Annotated in this window: 22 protein-coding genes and 5 tRNA genes; 3 read left to right on the top strand and 24 right to left on the bottom strand. The window is 41.2% G+C overall.

Annotated elements, in window-relative coordinates; genetic code table 11:
- From VIK44_RS13185 to purR, 24 genes are all read right to left on the bottom strand, one after another.
- Positions 1 to 320, bottom strand: a 320-nt coding sequence (locus VIK44_RS13185) for a tRNA-dihydrouridine synthase (RefSeq protein ID WP_331554351.1), incomplete at its 3' end; no start/stop codon positions are given.
- Between the two features lie 38 nt (positions 321 to 358).
- Complete coding sequence (locus VIK44_RS13180; RefSeq protein WP_331554350.1) at positions 359 to 1,132, bottom strand: type III pantothenate kinase; 774 nt, start codon at positions 1,130 to 1,132, stop codon at positions 359 to 361.
- A 12-nt stretch (positions 1,133 to 1,144) separates the two neighbouring features.
- Positions 1,145 to 1,546: a thioesterase family protein gene (locus VIK44_RS13175; RefSeq protein WP_331554349.1), complete on the bottom strand. Its 402-nt coding sequence runs from the start codon at positions 1,544 to 1,546 to the stop codon at positions 1,145 to 1,147.
- A gap of 94 nt (positions 1,547 to 1,640) precedes the next feature.
- Positions 1,641 to 3,485 carry an ATP-dependent zinc metalloprotease FtsH gene (ftsH, locus tag VIK44_RS13170; RefSeq protein WP_331554348.1) on the bottom strand — a complete coding sequence of 615 codons (1,845 nt, stop codon included), beginning with the start codon at positions 3,483 to 3,485 and terminating at the stop codon, positions 1,641 to 1,643.
- A gap of 38 nt (positions 3,486 to 3,523) precedes the next feature.
- Positions 3,524 to 4,075, bottom strand: a complete 552-nt coding sequence (hpt, locus tag VIK44_RS13165) for a hypoxanthine phosphoribosyltransferase (RefSeq protein WP_331554347.1) — start codon at positions 4,073 to 4,075, stop codon at positions 3,524 to 3,526.
- A gap of 9 nt (positions 4,076 to 4,084) precedes the next feature.
- Positions 4,085 to 5,491, bottom strand: coding sequence for a tRNA lysidine(34) synthetase TilS (tilS, locus tag VIK44_RS13160; RefSeq protein WP_331554346.1), 1,407 nt, complete (start codon positions 5,489 to 5,491; stop codon positions 4,085 to 4,087).
- Positions 5,492 to 5,524: 33 nt separating this feature from the next.
- Positions 5,525 to 5,600, bottom strand: a tRNA-Val gene (locus VIK44_RS13155).
- A 91-nt stretch (positions 5,601 to 5,691) separates the two neighbouring features.
- Positions 5,692 to 5,766, bottom strand: a tRNA-Glu gene (locus VIK44_RS13150).
- 26 nt (positions 5,767 to 5,792) lie between these two features.
- A tRNA-Met gene (locus VIK44_RS13145) sits at positions 5,793 to 5,869 on the bottom strand.
- 21 nt (positions 5,870 to 5,890) lie between these two features.
- Positions 5,891 to 5,967 (bottom strand) — tRNA-Met (locus VIK44_RS13140).
- 23 nt (positions 5,968 to 5,990) lie between these two features.
- Positions 5,991 to 6,078, bottom strand: a tRNA-Leu gene (locus tag VIK44_RS13135).
- A 191-nt stretch (positions 6,079 to 6,269) separates the two neighbouring features.
- The gene (locus VIK44_RS13130; RefSeq protein WP_331554345.1) at positions 6,270 to 7,250 is read right to left on the bottom strand and encodes a Ppx/GppA phosphatase family protein; all 981 of its coding nucleotides are present in this window, start codon (positions 7,248 to 7,250) and stop codon (positions 6,270 to 6,272) included.
- Entirely contained in the window at positions 7,228 to 7,560 is a 333-nt protein-coding gene (locus tag VIK44_RS13125) for an FtsB family cell division protein (protein ID WP_331554344.1), read from the bottom strand. The genes VIK44_RS13130 and VIK44_RS13125 overlap by 23 nt, the downstream gene beginning before the upstream one ends.
- Before the next feature lie 29 nt (positions 7,561 to 7,589).
- On the bottom strand, positions 7,590 to 7,829 hold the full coding sequence (locus VIK44_RS13120; protein WP_331554343.1) for an RNA-binding S4 domain-containing protein: 240 nt from the start codon (positions 7,827 to 7,829) through the stop codon (positions 7,590 to 7,592).
- An 88-nt stretch (positions 7,830 to 7,917) separates the two neighbouring features.
- Positions 7,918 to 8,193 (bottom strand): HU family DNA-binding protein, encoded by a 276-nt coding sequence (locus VIK44_RS13115; protein WP_331554342.1) that lies wholly within the window; start codon positions 8,191 to 8,193, stop codon positions 7,918 to 7,920.
- 106 nt (positions 8,194 to 8,299) lie between these two features.
- Positions 8,300 to 9,781, bottom strand: coding sequence for a nucleoside triphosphate pyrophosphohydrolase (gene mazG, locus VIK44_RS13110; protein WP_331554341.1), 1,482 nt, complete (start codon positions 9,779 to 9,781; stop codon positions 8,300 to 8,302).
- 28 nt (positions 9,782 to 9,809) lie between these two features.
- On the bottom strand, positions 9,810 to 11,441 hold the full coding sequence (locus tag VIK44_RS13105) for a polysaccharide biosynthesis protein (RefSeq protein ID WP_331554340.1): 1,632 nt from the start codon (positions 11,439 to 11,441) through the stop codon (positions 9,810 to 9,812).
- Positions 11,442 to 11,580: 139 nt separating this feature from the next.
- Positions 11,581 to 13,080, bottom strand: coding sequence for a SurA N-terminal domain-containing protein (locus tag VIK44_RS13100; RefSeq protein WP_331554339.1), 1,500 nt, complete (start codon positions 13,078 to 13,080; stop codon positions 11,581 to 11,583).
- 84 nt (positions 13,081 to 13,164) lie between these two features.
- Entirely contained in the window at positions 13,165 to 16,596 is a 3,432-nt protein-coding gene (gene mfd, locus VIK44_RS13095) for a transcription-repair coupling factor (protein WP_331554338.1), read from the bottom strand.
- An 87-nt stretch (positions 16,597 to 16,683) separates the two neighbouring features.
- Complete coding sequence (gene pth / locus VIK44_RS13090) at positions 16,684 to 17,292, bottom strand: aminoacyl-tRNA hydrolase (RefSeq protein WP_331554337.1); 609 nt, start codon at positions 17,290 to 17,292, stop codon at positions 16,684 to 16,686.
- 15 nt (positions 17,293 to 17,307) lie between these two features.
- Positions 17,308 to 18,267 (bottom strand): ribose-phosphate pyrophosphokinase, encoded by a 960-nt coding sequence (locus VIK44_RS13085; protein ID WP_331554336.1) that lies wholly within the window; start codon positions 18,265 to 18,267, stop codon positions 17,308 to 17,310.
- A gap of 67 nt (positions 18,268 to 18,334) precedes the next feature.
- Positions 18,335 to 19,693 (bottom strand): bifunctional UDP-N-acetylglucosamine diphosphorylase/glucosamine-1-phosphate N-acetyltransferase GlmU, encoded by a 1,359-nt coding sequence (gene glmU / locus VIK44_RS13080; protein ID WP_331554335.1) that lies wholly within the window; start codon positions 19,691 to 19,693, stop codon positions 18,335 to 18,337.
- 76 nt (positions 19,694 to 19,769) lie between these two features.
- On the bottom strand, positions 19,770 to 20,093 hold the full coding sequence (gene spoVG, locus VIK44_RS13075) for a septation regulator SpoVG (protein ID WP_331554334.1): 324 nt from the start codon (positions 20,091 to 20,093) through the stop codon (positions 19,770 to 19,772).
- Between the two features lie 219 nt (positions 20,094 to 20,312).
- Positions 20,313 to 21,116: a pur operon repressor gene (gene purR / locus VIK44_RS13070; RefSeq protein ID WP_331554333.1), complete on the bottom strand. Its 804-nt coding sequence runs from the start codon at positions 21,114 to 21,116 to the stop codon at positions 20,313 to 20,315.
- 264 nt (positions 21,117 to 21,380) lie between these two features.
- Between purR and murC the strand changes: the two genes are divergently transcribed.
- The 3 genes from murC (at position 21,381) to VIK44_RS13055 (ending at position 23,998) form a co-directional block, all read left to right on the top strand.
- On the top strand, positions 21,381 to 22,799 hold the full coding sequence (gene murC / locus VIK44_RS13065; protein ID WP_331554332.1) for a UDP-N-acetylmuramate--L-alanine ligase: 1,419 nt from the start codon (positions 21,381 to 21,383) through the stop codon (positions 22,797 to 22,799).
- A gap of 59 nt (positions 22,800 to 22,858) precedes the next feature.
- Positions 22,859 to 23,143, top strand: a complete 285-nt coding sequence (locus VIK44_RS13060) for a hypothetical protein (RefSeq protein WP_331554331.1) — start codon at positions 22,859 to 22,861, stop codon at positions 23,141 to 23,143.
- Between the two features lie 87 nt (positions 23,144 to 23,230).
- Positions 23,231 to 23,998 (top strand): prolipoprotein diacylglyceryl transferase, encoded by a 768-nt coding sequence (locus VIK44_RS13055; RefSeq protein WP_331554330.1) that lies wholly within the window; start codon positions 23,231 to 23,233, stop codon positions 23,996 to 23,998.
- Positions 23,999 to 24,023: the final 25 nt, after the last annotated feature.

The following is a 24,023-nucleotide window of genomic DNA, read 5'->3' as shown; positions in this document are numbered from 1 at the left end:
GGACATCCTGCGTTAAAATCAAGAAAAGCATGTTCTGTTATATTAATATAACGTTCCACCACTTCTCCCAGAATCTCCGGATCTGACCCGAAAATCTGAATCCCCACCGGAGCTTCTTTCTCGTTTGTAATCATGAGCTCCGCGGTTTTATGATCTTTATAATAAAGTCCCTTTCCACTGATCATTTCTGTAAAGACCATCCCTGCGCCATAGGCTTTTGACATAAGCCGAAAGGGTAAGTTCGTATAGCCTGCCATAGGTCCCAGAATCAATGGTGTTTTAATGTTAATATTTCCTATTTTAAATGTTCTATTCATCATACCTGTTAGCAAATCTCCCTAAAAAGTAATTTTGTCTGTCACCCTTTGCAATTTTTATCATAAATAATTTTTAGCCCCTTAAGTGAGAGCTGAGGATCGTATACGTCAATGGCATCTGTTTCCTGATGAAAAAGCCGCCCATAGCCGCCTGTGGCGACAACCTTCATATCAGGAGTTCCTGTTTCCTTTTTTATTTGTTTAATAATATACTCGACCTGGCCAATATATCCATATACTAATCCGGCCTGCATACTGGTTACCGTATCCTTTGCCAGAATAGAAGCCGGCTTTTTAATTTCGATATTTGGCAGCATTGCTGCATTTTTCCAGAGAGCATCAATGGAGATCTGGATTCCCGGAGTGGTAACTGCTGCTGCAAAAGCACCGTCAGAAGTAATATAATCAAAAGTAGTTGCTGTTCCAAAATCAATGACAATCACCGGTCCGCCATAAATATTATAAGCAGCAACTGCATCCACTACCCGATCAGCTCCAACTTCTGCAGGGTCTGAGGTATGAATGGGCATTCCGGTTTTTATTCCCGGTCCTACTACCATGGGCACTAAGCCTATGAATTTTTTAATCCCATTATTAAGTGAATACATAATATTTGGAACCACCGATGCCATAATCACACTGGCTATTTCTTCTGATAGAATGCCGCTATTTTCAAAAAAGGACTTAATGAGCACCCCATATTCATCTGAAGTTCTTGGAGTTTTTGTTACAAATCGCCAGGAATGAAGAATCTTATCCCCTTCAAGCACGGCCAATTCTGTATTGGTATTTCCGACATCAATTCCTAAAATCATTATTGTCCTCCTTCAAGCTCTTTTCTCGATTTTCAATAGGGCTTTCTCTATAAATCGGCTCCTATCCACAATGAAACGCTGATGGATTGCTTCCCCGATTTTTTCAATGTTATCCCATGCTTCCAATTCAATGGTCACGCTTCTTTTTTCTTGGGATATCACTGTTCCTTTAATTGTGACCTTCATTCCAATGGGTGAAGCTGCCAGATGCTTAATTTGAATTTCGGTTCCAACGGTTGTTTTTCCCTGATCAATTGCTTTTTCAAGACCTTCGAAAGCCGTGTTTTCCATCCAGGCTACTAATCGCGGGGTTGCTAGAACCTTTTCTCCTCCGCTTCCCATTGCCAAAGCGGTATCCTCCTGGGTTACCTTAAACTGCTTTTCATAAATTGTTCCAACCTTTATGGTTTCCATTATTTTCCTCCTGATTATTCGACTATTTTAACCTAAAAAAAAAACTGTCGCAAAGATCTTGCAACAGCCTCTTTCGGGTGTTTCATTATTTTATCTATTCAATTTCTGCTTCAATTTCAACTTTGACTATTTTTTCATCATCATGTTTTTCATCGAACATGGCTCTGAAATCTTCTCCGGTAATGGTTCTTTCGTCAAGGAGTCGCGCTGCCACTTCTTCAAGCTTTTCTTTATGCTCTTCAAGAATGGCACAGGCACGTTCAAAAGAATTTTCTACAATGGTGCGAATTTCCTTATCGATGACTGCTGCCACCTCTTCACTATAGTTACGGGATCTGCCTAAATCCCGGCCCATGAAGACTTCCCCGCTATCAGGATGTCCATAGGTTATGGGACCAAGGTGTTCACTCATTCCCCATTCAGTAACCATGCTTCTGGCAAGGCCAGTTGCACGTTCGATGTCATTGCTTGCGCCGGTACAAATATCTTCCAGAGCAACCTTTTCACCGGCTCGGCCTCCAAGGAGACTTGTAACCATATCTAAAAGTTTGCCTTTACTCATGTGCTGAGCATCTGTGTCAGGAAGTGACAGGGTATAACCGGCTGCCATTCCCCTGGGAACAATGGAGATTTCATGTACGGAATCGCAATTTGGAAGCAGGTGCATCACAATGGCATGTCCGGCTTCATGGAAAGCCGTGATGATGAGATCTTCCTGGACCATAACCTTGCTTTTCTTTTCAGGCCCGGCGATCACTCGCTTAATTGCCTCTTCAAGCTCAACCATGGTAATTAATTTTGCATTTTTTCTGGCAGTCAGTATGGCTGCTTCATTCATCAGGTTTTCTAAATCTGCTCCGGTAAAACCGGGGGTTCCTTTAGCAATCACGCCTAAATCAACTTCCGGTGCCAAAGGCTTTTCTTTTTTATGAACATTAAGTATTTCCTGACGACCTTTGACATCCGGAATACCAACGGTAACCTGACGGTCAAACCGACCCGGACGGAGTAAAGCAGGATCCAGAATATCGGGACGGTTCGTGGCGGCAATAACAATAATACCTTCATTGACACCAAAACCATCCATTTCAACCAATAGCTGATTCAGGGTTTGTTCACGTTCATCATGACCACCACCCAGGCCGGCACCACGGTGACGTCCAACAGCATCAATTTCATCAATAAATAAGATACATGGTGCACTTTTCTTGGCGGTTTCAAAGAGATCCCTTACCCGGGAAGCTCCAACCCCAACAAACATTTCCACAAAATCAGAACCACTAATGGTAAAAAAGGGCACTTCGGCTTCCCCGGCTACCGCACGGGCAAGAAGCGTTTTCCCTGTTCCAGGAGGTCCGATCAAAAGAATCCCCTTTGGTATCCGGGCTCCCAGTTTTCGATAGCGCTCTGGCGCTTTTAAGAAATCAACCACTTCTTCCAGCTCTTCTTTTTCCTCATCGGCACCTGCCACATCTTTGAAAGTAACTTTTATGTCACCTTTCACCTGAAGCTTAGCCTTGCTTTTTCCAAAGGACATGACTTTTCCGCCACCGCCGCCAGCCTGTTGACTGAAGACAAGGAAGAACACAACCATCAGAATAATAATGACTACCGATGGTATCAGTGAGATCCACCAGGAATCCTGCTGTTTGGCAATGGTAACCTTCACATCATTCTTTAACACATAGGGTGTAACCTGCTGATCAATGATAAATTGTGGCACCACTGCCTCAAAAGCTTCCCCGCTTCTGAACACACCCTTTACATTTGCATTGTTAATCTCAATTTCTGCCACCTGGTTATTTTCAAGGTTCGTCAGCAGTTCACTGTAAACAATGGTTTTGACCGTATTCTTTGCGGGATTTAAAAAGGTCACTGCAACAATAATAATTAATAAGATTGCCAGATAAAATCCGATCATTTTTAGATATTTATTCAAAGATCATCACTCTCTCTCATAATATTTTTTTCTCTTCATTATTTCTTTGGTCGATATTGGTATATTTCTTTTTTTAAAATTCCAATATATGGTAAATTGCGATACTTTTGGGCAAAGTCAAGGCCATAGCCTACCACAAATGCATCCGGGATTTCAAATCCGATATAATCAGCAACCACATTCTGTTCCCGACGCCCGGCCTTGTTTAAAAGCGAACAAACTTTGACTTCTACCGCTCCCAGGCTTGCAAAACGCTCTAAAAGATATTTCAGAGTGTTTCCTGTGTCCACAATATCCTCAACTAGAATAATCGTACGCCCGCGAACATCGACGGATAAATCATTTTCCAATTGAACAACCCCGCTGCTTTGTGCCGAACTGCCGTAGCTAGATGCTTTTAAAAAATCAATTTCCATGGGAATGGTAATCTTTCTCATCAAATCCGATAAAAAAATACCACTTCCTTTGAGAATCCCGATAAGAATAGGATTCATTCCATCATATTCCTCTGAAATTTTTGCTCCCAGCTCGCTGACACGCTTTTCCAATGCTTCTTCATCAAGCAAAATTTCCTGTATATCGGCTCTCACATTTTTCTCCTAACATAAGGTAACTTTTACCTTTAAAATATTTTTTGACTCCAAATCTGCTAATAGCCGCTTGTTAATGCCATAACCAATAATCCAGAGTATCTCCGAATCCATTGCCAGAAGGGGGATTGCATCACGTAAATTTCGATCAATTTTTTTGTCAATAAAATATTTTTTTATCATTTTTCTTCCGGAAACCCCGACAGGATGAAAAAAATCGCCCTGCCTTCGACTACGTAAATACAGTACGCATCCTATTTTATCATAATCAAAATATTTTTCACTATGATTTTCAATTTCTTTTGAAAAAAAACAAGAAATTTCCTTGAATTGTTGCTGATTGATTAATTTTGTTTCTAAAACTAACCGTTGTTTGGAAAAAATCCAGGTTTTGTCAGGTAATATTTCGATGGGGGTGATGGATTTATCGATTTCTGCTTCTTTTATTGTCACCATAACCTGTTCATAACGCCGGCTTAAACGAATATCGCGAGGTAAGTGGAATTCCCATATCGTTTTATCGCTTTTTAATAAACTATAAAACGCAGTGATATGATTGTACTCAATTTCCATTAAACTTCCCTTAAGTTTATAAATAGCGCGACGCAATATTTCTTTTTGGACCACCGGTTTTTCGCAAAGCCAGAGATCGCGATTAAGAAATACTGTTTTGTCTTCAACTCTAAGAAGCCGTTTTTCAACCTCATTAACATAGTCTTCAAAAAACGTCTCATATTCAAGCGCAATTTTTGTAAAATCATTAAAATGAACTTCTGCTTTAGGATTGATCTCCCGGATCATCGGCATGATATCAAGACGTATTTTGTTGCGGGTAAAATCCTTCTGAAAATTTGTTGCATCGGTTCGGTAAGCCAAATGATTTTCCTGACAATAGTCAAGAATCTCTTTCTTTTCCAAACACAAAAACGGACGTATAAAAAGGCCATCTCTGATGGATTTAATTCCCGAGACCCCTTTAATTCCAGTGCCTCTGATCAGTCGCATTAACAGAGTTTCCGCCTGATCATTGATGTGATGGCCCATGGCAATTCGATTGTAGCTGTTCTCTCCGGCTATCCACTTAAAAAAATCAAAACGTTCATTACGCCCTGCCGCTTCAATGGATATCTTTTCTTTTACTGAAATTCTTCGAATATCCCGTCGTCTTGAGAAAAATGGAATGGCTTTTTCCCGGCAAAATTTTTTCACAAAGTCTTCATCCGCATCAGCCGCTGCTCCCCGAAGACCGTGGTGCAAATGAGCAACACCAATACAGATTCCAAAAGCCTTAGCGTATTTATCCAAAAAATATAATAAAGCCAGCGAATCTGCTCCACCTGATACTCCGATGAGGACATGATCGCCAGCTACTAAAATTCTCTGTTCTTTAATATAATTGATTATTTTTTTTTCCATGGCATCACCACTTCAACAATTTTGCTAAAAAAATGGTGGTCGCAATAGGGCTCGAACCTATGACCCCCTGCTTGTAAGGCAGGTGCTCTCCCAGCTGAGCTATGCGACCACGAAAAAACCGGATTATTTAATTCAGGATGCGAATCCCTTTGCGATTTACCTGTTACTGAATCTATATTTTAACCGAATTTATTATTTTTTGGTGACCCCTAGGGGACTTGAACCCCTGTTACCGCCGTGAAAGGGCGGTGTCTTAACCGCTTGACCAAGGGGCCATATATTGAATATTATTTTTAAATTATGGTAGCGGCGAACGGAGTCGAACCGCCGACACTACGGGTATGAACCGTATGCTCTAGCCAACTGAGCTACGCCGCCATAAATAAGTGATTTAAAATTTGGTTGCGGGAGCAGGATTTGAACCTACGACCTCCGGGTTATGAGCCCGACGAGCTACCAAGCTGCTCCATCCCGCGATGTTAAATTGGTTGTTAAAAAGTGGTGCCGAAGACCGGAATTGAACCGGTACGATCGTTAGGATCGCAGGATTTTAAGTCCTGTGCGTCTGCCAGTTCCGCCACTCCGGCATTAATTTCGTTTCGCCGCTCTCTTGAGGGACAAGTGTTATTATACGCCCTTTCAAAAACAATGTCAAGCTTTTTTACGATTTATTTTATTTTGCAAATCACCGCTCTTTGTTATCTCTGAACGTGTCATTTACACGAATTCTCATTTTACAACATTTTAATTTCAATGTCAATATTTTTTATGGCATTTTTTATTTTTTTCCCATTACAAAATGGCGGTATGCCGCACCTTCAAGGTTGTCATAATCAGAAACGGTGAAACTTTTTTCCCCGGTCACTTTAAAAACATTAAGCAGAATGAAAGCTCCTGCCAAAATAATATCCGCTCTTTTCGCTTCTAAACCGACAATATGCTGTCGCTCGGCAATGGTTTTTTTTGATAATTCTTCAATCATGACTTCCAGTTCATCCCGGGTAATAATACTCTCATGAACTTTTTCGCTGTCATAGATCTTCAGCCCCTGTTTAATGGTTGAAAGGCTTGTGGCTGTTCCACCGATACCAATAAGCCGATACGGTCTTTGTGGTATAAAATCTTTGATTTCTTTTATCAGCTCTGCATAGATGTCCTCATTGAGTCGTTCAAGCTCCTGAAAGGTCGGCGGATCCGAAAAAAGGTATTTCTCAGTTGCCCGGACACATCCCATGTTCAGGCTGATCATTTTTTCCAGTTGCCTGTTTTCGCCAACAATAAATTCAGTACTTCCCCCACCAATATCAAAAATCAGCAGCTTTTCATTAAAACTTTGCGAGACCCCGATAAAACCAAGTTCCGCTTCAGTTTCTCCTGAGATCACTTCAATGTCAAGCCCCAGTCTTTCTTTGACCTGATCGGTAAATTCTTCGGTGTTCTCGGCATCCCGCATCGCACTTGTTCCAAAAACATAAAATACTTTTACATCATAGTCTTCTGCGGCAATGTTTTTGTACTCTTCCAATGCCTCTAAGTTTCGTTTTTGAGCGTCGGGATGAAGTTGACCGGTACGATTGACGCCCTGGCCCATTCGGGTATATCTGACTGTTTTATTCACCCGAAACAAATTCTCATGATCATTTCTGAAGATAAGCATCCGGGTAGAGTTTGTTCCGATATCAATCACCGCAACATTATCTTTAATTTTTTCCGACTCTGTTTCATTGTTTTTTGTTTCATTTTCCAATTGTCTGGTCATTGCTTGCGCCATCCTTTCCAGCTTCCACAGGAATCACAATCACTTCGTCCGGATAATAGAGTCCCAGGTATTTACGGGCAACGAATTCCACATAGCTTTTACTGCCTATTTGCTTAACCTGCTCGTCTAATTGATTGCTTCTTATTTTTTCTTCCTCAATTCTTTGAACAAGCTGACTTTGCTGATCCTGTAATTCATAAAACTTTATGGCATTACTGGCAAAAAGATAGGCCGTAAAACCAAATATAAATACGAGCATCATTATTATCAGTAGCCGCCGCCTAATAAATCGTTTCTTTTTTTCAGTCATTATCTTTCACCATTTTTATTTTAGTCCTTTTATATTTCTCGATACATATCTGTTGCATGATCCTTTGGCGCATGTTCTAAAAGTTCAAGTACTTCCACCTTTTGTTCCCCATCGCCATAGCGTATTGTTATAATATCGCCTGGTGATACTTTGTCTCCGGCCTTGACTACCTTTCCATTAATGGAAATTCGTCCACCGTCACAAGCCTCTTTACCGACCGTTCTTCTTTTTATAATTCTTGCATTTTTTAAAAATTTGTCTATTCTCATTTTTTTCCTCGGTATTCCCATGGTTTCAGATAATTAAATTCTGATAAAATAAAAAGCCAGGGCATTGCCCTGGCTTTTATTTTATCACTTACTGATTAATTTCGTCTTTAAATCCTTTGCCTGCTTTAAAGCCAGGAGCTTTTGAAGCGGCTATTTGGATAGGTTCTTTTGTTCTTGGATTCAGACCGGTGCGAGCTGCACGATCTCTCACTTCAAATGTTCCAAAACCGACCAAGGATACTTTATCTCCATTTTTTAAAGTATCAACAACTGAATCAAGAAAAGCACTTAGTGACTTTTCTGAATCCTTTTTCGATAAACCTGACTTTTCAGCCATTACAGTAATTAACTCTGATTTGTTCATTTTTTTTCCTCCATTATTTAGTTTTCCAGTATTCTATGTTTAACATTATAAACGTGTTGCCCTGTATATTACAAGTTTTTTTTGTTTTTTTCTACTTTTTCCACTTCTAAAGCCCTTTTGCCCGGTTCCAGATGGCATCTAATTGATCTAAAGTGTAATCATTCAAGTTCTTTTTCTCCTGATTTCCAATTTTTTCCATTGTTTCAAAGCGACTGATGAATTTTTTCGTGGCTTTCCTTAGGGTCATTTCCGGTTGAATTTTAAGCAGACGCGCCACATTAACAACGGTAAACAATAAATCCCCAAGCTCTTCCTCGATATGTTCTGAATGATTCTCCCTGAGTGCTTCCCATAATTCAGCTGTTTCCTCGGTAATTTTGTCCATAGCAGGCAAAGCATCTTCCCAGTCAAATCCGACTTTTGCAGCCTTCTTCTGAACCTTAAAGGCCTCCATCAATGCCGGCATTGCCTTTGGAATATTTTTCATTTCCCGGGAAATCTGATGGTGGGATTCGCTTTTTTCCTGGGGTTCACTTTCGTTTTTTTCCAGACGTTTAATGGCATCCCAATTTATTTCAACCTTTTTAGGATCAAAGTCAGCTTTGTCTGAAAAAACATGGGGATGCCTTCTGATCATTTTTTCATTGATACCCTTAATGACATTATTCATGTTAAATCGACTTTTTTCGCTTCCAATTTCCGCATGAAAAACAATTTGAAACAGCAAATCTCCTAATTCTTCAGTGAGATTCTCCCAGTCCTCGTTATCAATGGCTTCAATCACTTCATAGCTTTCTTCCAGGAGACAATTTTTCAGGCTTTCGTGGGTTTGAATCCGATCCCAGGAACACCCATCGTCACTCCGAAGGGTCTTCATTATGGCAAGAGTACCGTTAAAACCGATGTTTCCATTCTTTTCAGCCGGAACATAGAGACTGGTAAGATGATTAATTTCATCCACCCAATCCAGCTCATAAAGAGAAATTTCTTTTACTATTTCTGCCCCGGGAATGCCTGAATTAATAAGGAGCACCACTTTTTTTTCAGGATCGTAGATCTCCATCAGTCCCAGCTTTAGTTCGGATGCCATGTGTTTATCATAGACCTGGGTTATTAATAAACCAACCCCGGGATCCGGTGGATTCTGTTTAAAATCAAAAGCATCCATGATTTTAATGCCCTGGATCGGGTCTTCTTCCAGGGCATTCATGGTCACATCCACAAAGCTTACCCCGGGACTGATATAATAATCCACCCCTTGAAGTTTTGCAACTTTTATGAGTATCTCAACGGTTTTTTCTCCGAACAGGGGATTCCCCGGCACCGCGTAGACAATGTCCTGTCCTTCTTTTGCCACCATCATGAGTTTTTCGACAATCTTTTCGTAAACATCCTCAAAGGATTCTTCTGTTTCATAAAAAGCATCAAAACTTTCATAGGAAATTTTTTCTTCCCGAATAAAATCCATGACCGGATGGATTTCTGTCCGAAAGAAATTTTTATTAGGACTTTTAAGTAATGCTAATGTTTCAAGGGTTATCTGACCGGGGTTTCCCGGTCCTAACCCGACAATATCAATGCGTGACATGGTTCACTTCCTTTTCTGAAATTAAATCTTAGCGCCGTTTTCGGGGTTTTTTTCGACCTGGAACCAATCGGTTGATGCGATCATACACAACAAGGAGACGCTGATGCCCGGGGAAATATCCGATTTCCTCTTCGGTAATTCCTTTAATGAAAATCATGATGATCCCATATACACAAACCGCAACAACAAAGGCGATAACAAGCCCTAAAAAGTTCCCGGCAATGGATGAAACAAAGTTAAATGCATAAAAGGTAATCAGCCCCATTATAACCGCGGCAAACAAGGGCTTAACCAGGGTATGGAATAAATCGATGCGTACTCCGGTAAAACGCCTGACTGACAGGAAATTAGCAACCGTTAAATAGACAAAGGTGATAATGGTGCTGAGCACAATCCCATAAATATTAATGGCCGGAATGGCCAGGAATATCCAGCCGGTGATAAACCGGATAATAATGGCCACCCCCAGGTTAATCAGAGGCACCCGAAAGCGGTCAATGGACTGGAGGATACTCTGGAAAGTATTTGACAGCATCATAAAAATAGTCGCAAAGGATAGAGTGCTTAGTATTTGAGCCCCGTAAGGGGATCCCGGAAACAAAAGATCAAAAATTCCATAGGACAGCACCGATAATCCAATGCAGGATGGAAATGCCACGAGTAAAATAATACGAATGGACAAACTGATTTTTTTATTCGTTTCCTCACGATCCCGTAGCGCATACGACCTGGAAATCGTTGGTATCATTGCAATTGCCAGGGTTCCGCTGAGAATCAATGGCAAATTAATGAGAATTTCCGCATTGCTGAAATCCCCGAACATAATGGTCGCATCAACTGCCCCAAACCCTGCTAATCCAAGTCTTGTAACGTAGATAAATGAGTCGATGGTAGAAAACATTGAAACCAGTGCCGAAGTCAATGTGACCGGAATTGAGATAATCAGCAATCGTTTTAACAGGGCCTTATTTGAGCGTTGCCGCCTTCCTGTTCTTTTTTTAAGAAGACGACGGTTATCCCTCACAAAAGTCCGATAAAGATAGCCCAGTAATATGGCTGCCGCAAACCCACCGGCAGTGGCGCCAAAAACAGCACCGCCCACACCCATACCAACCCCAAAATTTGCCACGAAAATCCAGCATAGGAGCACTCCGAGAATAACCCGAACAATCTGTTCAACGATCTGGGAAATCGCTGTCGGGGTCATAATCTCAAACCCCTGGAAAAGCCCTCTATAGGCGGAACAAATTGAAATAAACAGTGGTGCCAATGCAATCGCTACAATGGCCGGGTAACTTTCCGCTGTCCAGTTGGCGGTTTCAATAATCCAATCTGCTCCAAAAAATAAGAACAGACTGGCGGCGCATCCCATCGTGACAAGCGCAATAAATGAGAGCTTAAAAACCCGATGGGCAGTGGCATATTCCCCTTTGGCAATATTTTCCGAAACCATTTTAGATATGGCCAGAGGTATCCCGACGGTTGATACCATTAACAATAATTGATATATATTGGTAACATTCGCATAGATTCCATTCCCATAGCTTCCAGCCATTTGATACAGCGGAATCTTGAAAAAGAGACCCAGCAGCCGGGAAAATATTCCGGCAGCAGCTAAAATGCTGGCACCTTTTAAATAATTGGATGTTTTATCTGACATTGATAATCCTCTTTAAAAATATTTTTCTGGAACACCATAATGTTGATGTTCTTCGCAGATTGTTTTTTATTATATCCTTTTAATCAAACTGTGGCAATATAAAAGCACTGGAACATGTTCCAGTGCCTGGCATTTTTATTTAATTAATTCTATTTTCATAAACTTTTACATTTAAGTCTTTTTTTAGTTGAGTGATATAGGTTGCCAGAGGTGTCACAATATCATTCATTTCAATTTTTTGTTTTTTCAGCAGGTCTGCCGTAAATTTCGAGTAATCGGCCGCGGCCTTTTCACTCTTAGCTGCTTCGGTAACCTCTGTTTTCTTGTCTTCTAAACTTGGAATCTGGCCTTGTGTTTTATCATATACATAGATAATATGATATCCGTAATCTGTTTTTACCGGCTCACTCACGCCACCCTTTTCCAGCGCAAAAGCGGCTGCTGAAAATTCAGGCACCATCTTTCCAGAGGTAAATGCCCCCAAATCCGTGGCTTCTTTAACGCCATCCACTGTTTTATATTTTGCGATGAGGGCATCAAATTCTTCGGTTGTTTTCACGTTTTTAGCTTCTTCGTAAATTTGTTTAGCCAATGTTTCATCCGTGGCTAAAATATGTTTTGCTGAAACCGTACTGGTGTCATAGGATTGTTTATTGTCCTCATAATATTTTTTAACGTCACCGTCACTGACTGTGACCTTGCTTGCTAATTCCGACTGAATGACTGTATTTGCTGCTGCAGCTTTGGCATCCTGTTGTTGAAACTCCCGGAATTTTGCCACTGTCAGATATTTTTGATCGAGGTATTTTTGCAGTGCTTCATCTCCCGGTATCAGAGTATTCACAAACGCAGTCTGACTTGCCACATTGCTGTCAATGGCTTCCTGTGGCACCGTTAATTTATTATCCTCAGCGTATTTAATCATTGCCTTTTGTTGAGCAATGGTATTAAATATGGTTTGGTTGGTGGTTTTCACAGTCGCTGCATCTGTTGCCAGCGGTTTTTGCGTTTGATAATAAGTGAGCAATTCTTCATTGGCTAAACGATAATTATAGAGATCTTTTTTTATATCTTCGCCATCAATTTTGCCTACTACAGTGTTTAATTCTTTGCTGGGATCGGCTCTTAATGCCGTATCGTAATTTGTTGACACCGTATTGGCAACCTCGTTATTAACAATAAATTTTGTCATAAAGGCTTCAAAGGATGCCGCATCTGTATTGTATGTTGCCAGGGTGGAATTGTATTTATCCTCCCCAACCATGGTCGTTTTAAGGTTAGTGATCATGGTTGCCGCCTCTGTTCCAAGAGCAGCTTCATCAACAGTGACCCCATCTTTTTTTCCCTGGGCGGTCATGGTTTCTACTCTGACTAAATCATCTAACACATCTTTTTTAAGCTGGACAAACTCTTTTCCTGTCGGTAAGGTCTGTCCATTGGAATCAAAATACATCTGGTAATAAGCCATGTAATTATTAAATTCTTCTTTGAGTATTTTATTTCCGTCAACTTCTGCCACTGTCTGTTGTTTATCCTTCTCAGGATCCACATTAACCAGACTGCATCCAGAGCCCAACAAACTGACAAGGATTGTAACTGCCAGTAATATAACCAATATCTGTGATTTCTTTGTTTTCATATAGCTCTCCTCATATTTCATAAAATCTTAATTAGTGTAACATAAAACTGTTGCCAGTATAACATAGAACCGTTTCTTTTTTTCTTAATTTTTTTCAGGAGCCAGCATTTCAAGAAAATTGCCCAATTCCCTTAAAAAGACCTGATCCTGTTCATGTTTTAAGACAATCCGCCAGCGCAGCTGCTCCCCCTTACCGGCGTTAAACTTAATATTATACTGATCAAAAAGTTGTTTCATCAGTTCAGGTTCCGGTATGGGGACCTCTCTTGAGCCATCAAACGTAAAGAGAACACTGTGACCGCGGTCACGAATCTCCGTCATCCCCAGGGATCTTCCCAAATGCTTGATCATTGCCAGAGCCATGAGGTTATAGACACCATCCGGGATTTCTCCAAAACGGTCTAAAAGCTCATCCTCCAGCTCATCATAATCTGCTTTTGACTTAACATAGGATAACTTTTTGTAAATGGCATACTTGAGTTCTTCATTGCTGATATAGTTTTCGGGAATATAACTGCTCACATCCAAATTGATAATAAGTTCACTTGGAATAAAGGCCTTTTCATCACCCATTCGGCGCTGAACGGCTTCCTCAAGGATCCGACAATAAAGTTCATAGCCGATGGTTGCCAGATTTCCGGACTGGGCTGACCCTAAAATATTTCCTGCCCCTCTTATTTCAAGGTCCCGAAGGGCAATCTTAAAGCCTGATCCAAAGGCAGTAAAATCTTTTATGGCTTTTAAACGCTTCTGCGATATTTCCGAAAGCACTTTTGGTTTGTGGGTCACATAGGCATAGCCCTGAACATCTGAGCGCCCGACCCGGCCACGAAGCTGATACAATTGGGAAAGCCCCATTTGATCACCGTTATCAACAATAAGGGTATTGGCGTTTTTTATATCCAGTCCTGATTCAATAATCGTTGTGGTTACCAGCATATCATAGTCTTCTTTAAGAAAATCCACCATAATATCTTCAAGGTCCGGACCCGACATCCGTCCGTGAGCCACCACAATCCGCGCTTCCGGCACCAGTTTTTGAAGCTTTCTGGAAACCTCGAAAATATCGTGAATGCGATTGTGAACAAAGAAAATCTGTCCCTGCCGACTGAGTTCCCGTTCAATGGCATCTTTGACAATAGCCGGGTTGTATTCCATGACATAGGTCAGAACCGGTCGCCTGCCGGCTGGCGGTTCATCAATAACACTCATATCCCGAACCCCTACCATTGACATGTGAAGGGTCCTGGGAATAGGGGTGGCACTCAGGGTCAGAACATCCACGTTTTCCTTAAGCTGTTTAATCCGCTCTTTATGCCGGACCCCGAATCGCTGCTCCTCGTCGACAACAAGCAACCCTAAATCTTTAAAAATTACATCCTTTGATAACAGGCGATGGGTTCCGATAATCAGATCCATTTGTCCCGCTGCCAGTTCTTTTAAGGTTTGTTCCTGCTCTTTTTTTGTTTTAAATCGGCTCAGGAGTCCGATATTTACCGGGTATTTTTTAAATCGATCGATTGCGGTCTGGTAATGCTGTTGGGCCAGAATAGTGGTTGGTACCAGCAGTACCACCTGCTTGCCTTCCATTACGGCCTTAAAAACAGCCCTCAGGGCGACCTCTGTTTTTCCATAACCGACATCCCCGCAAAGAAGCCGATCCATCGGCCGCGGCGTTTCCATATCCACCTTAATTTCCTCAACAGCCTGGAGCTGATCATTTGTTTCCATATAAGGAAACGATTCTTCGAATTCGGTTTGCCAACTGGAATCAGGCCCATAGGCATACCCCACCAGACTTCGTCTTTTAGCATAGAGAGCAATGAGCTCATCGGCCATATCCTCAACGGCTGCTTTCACCCGGGACTTTGATTTATGCCAGTCATTGGTTCCCAGTTGGTTGATTTTCGGTTTTTTCTCTCCGGTTCCAACATATACCTGAATGGCTTCCATTTGATCAACCGGGCAATAAAACCGGGCATCATTGGCATATTCAATGACAATCAGATCCTTAATGGTTTTGTCAATTTTAAGTTGCTCGATGCCCCGGTAAATTCCAATGCCATGGGTATCATGAACCACAAAATCCCCTTGGTTCAGTTGGGTAAACGAATCTATTTTTCGGCCCTTGATCCGTTTTCGTCTTTTTCCCGATAGGGATTCTTTTAGAATTTCACTTTGATTAATACAAACAAGCCCATCCTCCGGGAGTTCAAAACCGCTTTCCAGTTCGCCAATGGATAACTGAATTCCCGGGCTGGCCCCGGTTGTAAAATTATGGATATCAGCTTCGGTGATGAGCTGCCTTAATTTTTCAAGTCCGGCCTCATCCCGGGCGCGTAAGTTAATAATGGCATTTTTTTTGAGTTGTTCCCGGATAAATTGAGTAAACAGCGGAAGCTGTCCCAGAAAAGAATCGATATCCTTGGCTTCCATATCCAGGGATATCCCTTTTTTCCCTTTTGATGTGAACAAGTGGAGTTTTAGCTGAGCCTGGCTTTCCATGACTTTTTCAATTCTTGAAAGGGCATAAAATTTGTTCTGTTCCTCGGGGAACATAAAAAATTCATGCATCAGCGTTTCAAAATTCCGCTGGATTTTTTCCTGGAATAACACCTGAGATTCTCTGATCCGCGGGGGTTCATCCCAGATACAAACACAATCTCCCAGATAATCCACAAAAGATGCTTCGCTTTTAATAAAGGAAATCAGGGTTTCATCATGGGCACCGGGATCTTCGGTCATTCGCTCAAGTAATGCGGCATACTCCGAAACGGTGCCATAACGTTTTTCCATAAGGGCCAGAGCTTTTTTGCGTTCATCTGAATCCAGGATAATTTCCCGGCCTGGCGGTATCCGAACACGATCAACCGACCGGGTCGATAATTGTGTTTCCGGATCGAAACATCGAATGGACTCAATGGTATCTCCAAAAAATTCGATCCGATAAGCATTTCTTCCGATGGGTGGAAAGACATCTAAAATTCCGCCTCGGTGAGCATATTGTCCGCGTGCTTCAACCTGATAGACGCCGTTATATCCTAAAGCAAAAAGACGATCCACCAATGCCAGGGGATCCCATGATTCTTCCAGCCCCAGGCTAAATGCCAGTTCCCGGAACTTTTCCAGCGGCATGCATTTTTTCAGGAGCGCCTCAACGCTGGTCACCACAACTTCCTTGTTCCCCAATAAAATCATTTCGAGAACAGCCAAACGTTGTTGATTAATCTCCTGGCTGTGGACATCGGCAAAATAATCATGAATCGATTCCATGGGAAAATAAAGCACTTTTTCCTGAAGAATCTTTTCGATGGCGACCGCTTTTTTTTGTGCCAGATAATCGGTGGCCGTCACATAAAGAATCCGTTTTTCCTGATTATTGTAAATTAATCCGGTCAGTACTTCCTTAAGACTGTTATTCATATTGGAAAGGTTCACAATTTCCCCGGGTGTCAGTGCATTAAGAATAATTTTTGTCTTTTCCAACCCCAGAAGGTCCTCATACAGTAAATCCATTTGTCACTTCTTTCTTTTTCTAAACACTGATAGCCCAGGTTTTGAAACCCGGGCTTTTGATTTTACTATCTTTTTCCATATTATTTTTTAATTGTTTTCTTCTATTGCTGTGGCAGTTGGTTTTTCTGGCTTTTTGCGAACATTAATCTGGTTCATTGCCAAATCCACACCATCCTTCACGAAATAATCCACTCCCCTGGAAACCTCTATGACTGCATCTTCCATGGGCAGCAGCTCACTTTTTGCAAAACAGCCTAAAACGTAATTCACTAAATCAGAGCAGTCCTCGGGTTTACCGATACCAATCCGGATTCTTGGAAAATTCGGACTTCCCAAACTCTGAATAATGGAACGCATGCCATTATGAGTGCCGCCGCTGCCATGCTGACGGATCCGGACATCTCCGGGAGCAAGGTCAATATCATCGTAAATAATCAATAGATTTTCCAATGGGACCTCATAAAAATTGACAAGTCCGGACACACAAAGACCACTGTTATTCATAAAAGTAGTGGGTTTGGCCAGCATAATTTTCTCTCCAAACTCGCGATAAACCCCGGTTAAGCCATTTTTTTCCTTCTTATTGACAGTAACACCCTTTTTTTTACTCAGGTGATCAATGGCTTGAAAGCCCATATTATGTCGGGTCATATCATATTTACTGCCGATATTTCCCAATCCCACAATCAGATACATGATTTTCTGCCAATCCTAAACGTATCTTCCAACAAATAGCTTGCTGAGGGAACGTCCAAAATGGACATAATCAATGGCTCGACCAAACAGGGTGCCGGTGGAAAGGATTTTTATTTTTTCAATTTGTTTTTCTTCAGGAATAACCAACGTGTTTAATGTCACCAGTTCTTTAATGGATGAATCCTGAATGCGTTGGATCGCCGGTCCTGAAAAAACGCCATGACTGCAGGCTGCATAAATGGAATTAGCGCCCAGGTCCATCAGTGCGTTGGCCCCGGAAGTAATGGTTCCGGCGGTATCAATCATATCATCAATCATGATGCAGTTCTTCCCTTTAACATCCCCAATAACATTCATGACTTTGGTTTCGTTTGGACGGGGACGATCTTTATCGATAATTGCAAAAGGACAACTCAGGTGACGTGCCAGGTTACGGGAACGCTTAACACTCCCGACATCCGGAGATACTACCACCATGTTTTCCAGGCCCTTTTCTTTATAATATTCGGTAATAAGCCCGCCACCGGATAAATGATCCACGGGGATATCAAAGAACCCCTGAATCTGGTTGGAGTGAAGATCCATGGCGATCACCCGATCGGCTCCGGCTGTGGTTAACAGGTTGGCCACTAATTTTGCGGTAATCGGATCACGGGATTTTGCCTTACGATCCTGTCTGGCATAACCGTAGTAAGGGATGACGGCATTAATTCGTCCTGCTGAAGCACGTTTCATGGAATCAATAAGAATTAATAATTCCATGAGATTATGATTCACAGGGGCTCCTGTGGACTGGATAACAAAAACATCTGCACCACGGACAGATTCAAAAACATTAACCCCAATTTCTCCATCACTAAAAGAGACGACCTCTGCATTACACAGCTGTACTTCTAAATAATCGGCAATTTCATTTGCCAGTGGGAGGTTTGCATTCCCAGCAATAATCTTAATTCCACTATACTTTCCATCCATAATTTCAGTACCTCAACTTAATTTTCTTTATTCTATAATAATGACATGATTCATAAAATTAGCAAGCTTATTTTTTCAAATAACCGACCTTATTGATCTGTCGTGCTCTGGCAATGGCTAAGCTCTCTTGCGGCACATCATCGGTAATGGTGGATCCGGCAGCAATATAGGCGCCTTCCTTTACAGTTACCGGGGCAATAAGATTGGTATTACACCCGATAAACGCGTTTTTTTCCACCGTCGTCCGGTATTTTTTCTTGCCGTCGTAGTTCACAAAAACGGTTCCGCATCCCAGGTTTACATTTTCTCCAACATCCCCATCCCCGATATAAGTCAGGTGAGATGCCTTTGCGCCATCGGCCATGGTGGAATTTTTCACTTCAACAAAATCGCCGACTTTACAGTGCTTACCGATTCGGCTTCCCGGTCGTACATAGGCATAAGGTCCGACGCTGGTGTCATCATCCACAGAACTGTCTAAAATAGTTGAATTCTGGATCGTCACATGATCTCCGATTTCAGCATTAACCAAACGGCTGTTGGCACCAATCAGACAATCTTTACCAATTATTGTTTTTCCTTCCAGAATAACTCCAGGATATAAGGTACTGTCCTGTCCGACAATGACTTCACACCCAATATAGGTGGCACCAGGATCAATCATAATGACCCCATTATCCATGAGACTTGAATTAATCCGTTTTCTCATCACAGCTGCTACCTCTGAAAGTTGAACCTTTGAGTTAATGGCCTGGATATCTTCAGGATCCGGTGTCATATAGGTGCCGGTTGTTCTACCCATTTGACGCATAATCTCAATCACATCGGTAAGATAATATTCACCCTGGGTGTTGTTGGTATTGAGTTCTTTTAAGGCCAGGATCAATGTTTGAGCGTCGAAGCAATACATCCCGGAATTAATTTCCCGGATTTTTTTCTCTTCCACCGTGGCATCCCGCTCTTCTACGATTTTAAGAAGCTCATCTGCCTGGTTTTTCACCATTCTTCCATAACCTGTCGGATCCTCGAATTCTGCAGTGAGCACTGTGGCTCCATGACCTCTGGCTTCATGCTCTGTCACCAGACCCTTTATGGTTTCCGGGCGGATCAGTGGTGCATCTCCTACCAGTACAATGAGATTCCCCTGCAGGCCCTTAAAAAAAGGCAATGCCTGTAAAACAGCATGTCCTGTACCCAGCTGTTCCTTCTGGAGTATGGTAGCAATTCCGGGACAAAGGCTGGTTTTAACTTCATCAGCCTGATAACCCACAACAACAGCCACATCAGCTATTCCTGAACCTTTACTGGCATCAACCACATAATCCAGAATATTTTTTTCACAAACCTGATGGAGCACTTTTGATTTTTGAGACTGCATCCGAGTTCCCTGGCCGGCTGCCAGGATAATTGTCTTTGATTTCTTCATGGTTTTATACTCTCCAATATTATCAATTTATTAACAACAAAAAAAGGGAAATGATTCCCCCTTTTTTTATATCTTTTTATTCTTCTTCGTAATCTACTTCTAGTTCTACTTCTTCGATTTCTTCTTTGACCGGTTGGATATCATCTTCTATGGCTTTTTCGAAAGCTTTCAGTACCTTTTCCTGCATTTCACGACGGGTACCCATGTTAATGGGATGTGCGATGTCTTTAAACTCGCCATCCGGGGTTTTTCTACTTGGCATTGCAATGAAAAATCCACTTTGCCCTTCAATCACTTTGATATCATGAACAACAAATTGGTCATCAAAAGTAACCGAAACAATCGCTCTCATTTTACCTTCTGGATACGTTTTTCTTACTCTTACGTCCGTTATTTCCATTTCGTAGTAATCCTTCCCCTTTGAAATAAAATCATCTGTCTAACCTTATACACATACTATCACAAATTTATAAATATTAAAACAAAAACCTCAATTTTTTTGAATCAATAACATTTTTTTTAAGGGCTGATCATCCAGCATCCCATACCTCTGGAATAAAAACAGTGACTCCTAATTACACTCCTTATTAAATGTCCTAAATATAAGTGAGGTTTTTTGCTACTTAGAATACAGAGAAACCTTTAATCCGGCACCATCCATATCATCATCGTCCATAATAATAAGAGGAGTAAAATTGTCCACAAGCTTTTCCACCGGCAATTTTGTCACAAAAATAATACAGATCCCCATTACCTTTGCACCGACTTCTTCCATGAGATTTGTCATCCCCTTGGCAGTCCCTCCGCCTTTCATAAAATCATCAATAATTAAAACCTTTTTTCCGATTAAGTCAATGCGGCGGCTCAGATACATGGTCTTAATTTTATTCGATGAACCTGAGATATAATTAACGCTGGTGGTTGCGCCTTCCGTCACCCGATTTGATCGTCTGATCAGGCCCATGGGCACATTAAGATAACGTGCTGTTTCAAGTGCTGCCGGAATGCCTTTCGTTTCTGAAGTAACCACATATTCAATACCCTGGTCTCTGTATTTTGATGCAATGATCCGACCAATGTTTTGAGCGTATCGCGGGTTGGAAAGAATGTCGCTATAATATATAAACCCTCCCTGGATCCTGCGCCAGGGCTCAAGAAGAAGCTTTGCAATTTCATCCAGAATTCCCACTTCCTCTGATGTCGAAACTTCCGGATGATAAACCACTCCCCCTGTAGCACCTGAGAATGTTTCCACAGAACCCACACCAATGATCCGAAAAGCACTTTTAACAATAGCAACATCTTCACAAACGCTTGATTTCCCGGCATCTAAAAGATTAGTAAAATAATTATAGCTAAAGACCTCGTTGGGATGATCCGATAATATCTTAGTTATAATACTGATTCTTTCGTTTTTCTTCATTTCCCACCTGTGTTGATTTTTTTAAAAATCCGAACATTATTTTAGATATTCATAATTTTATTCATATTTTATGAAAAGCGCAAGTTATTTTTAGCCTTTACTCAAGTGAAACTCCTGTGTTATAATTTCTGATGAAGTGTTTAAAGGGGTTTATAAGGACCTCTCTGATCATTTTATTCTATTTAAGCAGGAAAAAAAACACACAAACAAATGAGTTATTAAGAATTTATTAAGAAATTCATTGTTTATTAAGGAGCTAATATTATGAAAGCACAACTTGAAAAAAAATTCAACAAACCCATACATAAATTATTCTTCATTGGCATCGGTGGAAGCAGCATGAGTGGTCTTGCCACAATGTCTTTATCACAGGGTTTCTCCATTGAAGGTTCTGATATGATTACCTCAGCCTACATTGAAAAATTAGAGGGTCTTGGCATCCCTGTACATATTGGCCATGATTATAATAATATTCCACTGGATACCGATTGCGTGGTTTATTCTGCGGCTATCCATGAGGATAATCCGGATATGATTAAGGCAACCGATTTAGGTCTGCCAAAAATTGAACGTTCGGATTTTCTCGGACTTTTTTCTCATATTTTTGATAAAACCATTGCTGTTTCAGGAACCCATGGTAAAACCACCACTTCTTCCATGGTGGCCTGTCTTCTTCACCAGGCCAATTTAAACCCCAGCCTAAGCATTGGAGGAACTCTTGACGAATTCGGTGGTAATGCGGTGGTTGCCTCAAAGGACTTTTTTGTAGTTGAAGCCTGTGAATATGTGGATAGCTTTTTAAAGACATCCCATTCCATTGGCATTATTACCAACATTGAAGCGGATCACCTTGACTACTTTACCGGCGGTCTTCCTCAAATCAAAGAATCCTTTCATAAATTCGGTAAAATTTTGCCATCAACGGGTATCATGATTGCCTATGGGGATTCCCAGGATGTTTTAGATGTTGTTAAAGATCTTGCCTGTCCGGTTGTTACCTATGGTTTAGATCCCAGGAATGACTGGCATCCGGAAAACATTGAATATGACAAAATAGGGAAACCCAGCTTTGACGTATTTAAAGGAAATGATTTTTATGGTCATTACCAGCTTATTATTCCCGGGGAGCATAATGTTCTGGATGCCCTTTCTGCCATTATCTGCGGTGACTTCCTGGGAATCCCGGTTGAAACCTCTATTATTGCCATGGCACGCTTTACCGGTGCTAAACGTCGGTTCGAATTCCGTGGTGAAGTCAATGGTATTAATGTTTATGAGGATTACGCCCATCATCCTACTGAACTAAAGGTTGTTGTGGATGCCTGCCTGAATTATGAACATCATAAGCTTTGGGTTGTTTTCCAACCCCACACTTACTCCAGAACTTTCTTTTTCTTTGATAACTTTGTGGATGCCTTTTCCAAAGCGGACTTTGTCATTCTTAATGATATTTATTCAGACCGTGAAGCCAATGACTGGAACATTTACTCTGAAGATCTTCAAAAATCCATTGAAGAAAAATATCATATCCCAACAGTGACTATTTCTGCATTTAAGGATATTGTTGATTATCTCACCGAGCATTTATGCCCCAACGATTTAGTTCTTGTTGCCGGCTCACAAACCATTAATCATGTGGCCTTTGACCTGGTTGAAAGGTTAAAAGAAATCCATAATTCTTGACTTTCTTTCATGATTAGGTTATCCTGATACTATAATTATATTATTCTTAGGAGGTTCTTATGGAGCAGTATAACAACAAAGCGACGGCGTCTCTGGTGTTAGGAATTATTTCAGTCGTTTCTTCAGTATTGTGGTTTTTTTCACTGATTGGTATTGCCTGTGCTGTTGTGGGTTTAATCTTCGGTATTCAAATCCGTAAAGCCGGTCAGTTAGAGGGTTTTAAACCCAGCGGCACGGCCACTGCCGGTTTTGTTCTTTCTATTATTGGGCTTATATTGTCTTCAGTTCTATTTTCATGTCTTTCATGTGTGGTATGTGCTGGATTATTAAGTGCACCTTACTAAAATTGATTCCCAATGCTATGAATAGACGATATCCATCGTCTATTTTTTTATTGAATCCGTTATTTAAGCATTAACGAAAGGAAGACCATGTATCCAATTATAAGATTTTTCAATTTTTCAATTCCCACCTTTGGGATTTTCTTTCTTCTTGGGGTTGGCTCCGCTTTTTTGCTGGCTATTTTCACTGCCAGAAAATATGAAATTCCCACCATGGACGCCATGTTTTTTGGGCTTTTCGGAATCATCGGCGGCATTGTTGGGGCAAAGCTTCTCTATATTATTGTTGCGCTTCCCACCTTTATTACCCATCCGGAGACGATTATTCTAATTTTCACCGGCGGTACCGTTTTTTACGGAGGTCTCATTGGCGGTATTTTGAGTGGTTTTCTTTATACTGCTATTTACCGCCTTAAACCTGTTGAATATTTCGATATGGCGGTTCCCTGTCTGGCACTTGCCCAAGGTTTTGGCCGCATCGGCTGTTTTTTTAACGGATGCTGCTACGGTGCTCCCTATGAAGGCTTTTGTTCTGTCACCTACCCGGTTGGCTCTTATCCGCCTTCCGGCATCGGACTTTTTCCGGCCCAGTTAGTGGAATCCCTTTTTCTCTTTATTTTAACCGTTGTTTTGTTATGGGTGTTAAAGAAGAGCAAAACTCCCGGTTTTACTACAGGCTTCTATTTAATCGTCTATGGCATTTTCCGGTTTATAAATGAATTCTTTCGCTCTGATCCCAGAGGCTCATTTTTGTTTTTTTCAACTTCCCAGTGGATCAGTCTGTTTGTTATCACACTTGGCATCTTGTTCCTCCTGAAAATCCCCCAAAAACTTTACGAAAAAAATTGGAAAAAATAGTTGTTTTGATTTTTTTGGGGTATAA

It is taken from the genome of Acetobacterium sp. (assembly GCF_036508315.1).
Classification (GTDB): Bacteria; Bacillota; Clostridia; order Eubacteriales; family Eubacteriaceae; genus Acetobacterium.
This window is presented reverse-complemented; position numbering and strand designations above follow the sequence as displayed.

Coding starts and splice junctions, on each gene's coding strand:
- VIK44_RS13180 (WP_331554350.1), bottom strand. CDS start 1,132: ATGATTTTAGGAATTGATGTCGGAAATACCAATACAGAATTGGCCGTG.
- VIK44_RS13175 (WP_331554349.1), bottom strand. CDS start 1,546: ATGGAAACCATAAAGGTTGGAACAATTTATGAAAAGCAGTTTAAGGTA.
- tilS (WP_331554346.1), bottom strand. CDS start 5,491: ATGGAAAAAAAAATAATCAATTATATTAAAGAACAGAGAATTTTAGTA.
- VIK44_RS13130 (WP_331554345.1), bottom strand. CDS start 7,250: ATGACCAGACAATTGGAAAATGAAACAAAAAACAATGAAACAGAGTCG.
- VIK44_RS13125 (WP_331554344.1), bottom strand. CDS start 7,560: ATGACTGAAAAAAAGAAACGATTTATTAGGCGGCGGCTACTGATAATA.
- VIK44_RS13120 (WP_331554343.1), bottom strand. CDS start 7,829: ATGAGAATAGACAAATTTTTAAAAAATGCAAGAATTATAAAAAGAAGA.
- VIK44_RS13115 (WP_331554342.1), bottom strand. CDS start 8,193: ATGAACAAATCAGAGTTAATTACTGTAATGGCTGAAAAGTCAGGTTTA.
- mazG (WP_331554341.1), bottom strand. CDS start 9,781: ATGTCACGCATTGATATTGTCGGGTTAGGACCGGGAAACCCCGGTCAG.
- VIK44_RS13105 (WP_331554340.1), bottom strand. CDS start 11,441: ATGTCAGATAAAACATCCAATTATTTAAAAGGTGCCAGCATTTTAGCT.
- VIK44_RS13100 (WP_331554339.1), bottom strand. CDS start 13,080: ATGAAAACAAAGAAATCACAGATATTGGTTATATTACTGGCAGTTACA.
- mfd (WP_331554338.1), bottom strand. CDS start 16,596: ATGGATTTACTGTATGAGGACCTTCTGGGGTTGGAAAAGACAAAAATT.
- pth (WP_331554337.1), bottom strand. CDS start 17,292: ATGTATCTGATTGTGGGATTGGGAAATATCGGCAGTAAATATGATATG.
- VIK44_RS13085 (WP_331554336.1), bottom strand. CDS start 18,267: ATGGATGGAAAGTATAGTGGAATTAAGATTATTGCTGGGAATGCAAAC.
- glmU (WP_331554335.1), bottom strand. CDS start 19,693: ATGAAGAAATCAAAGACAATTATCCTGGCAGCCGGCCAGGGAACTCGG.
- spoVG (WP_331554334.1), bottom strand. CDS start 20,093: ATGGAAATAACGGACGTAAGAGTAAGAAAAACGTATCCAGAAGGTAAA.
- purR (WP_331554333.1), bottom strand. CDS start 21,116: ATGAAGAAAAACGAAAGAATCAGTATTATAACTAAGATATTATCGGAT.
- murC (WP_331554332.1), top strand. CDS start 21,381: ATGAAAGCACAACTTGAAAAAAAATTCAACAAACCCATACATAAATTA.
- VIK44_RS13060 (WP_331554331.1), top strand. CDS start 22,859: ATGGAGCAGTATAACAACAAAGCGACGGCGTCTCTGGTGTTAGGAATT.
- VIK44_RS13055 (WP_331554330.1), top strand. CDS start 23,231: ATGTATCCAATTATAAGATTTTTCAATTTTTCAATTCCCACCTTTGGG.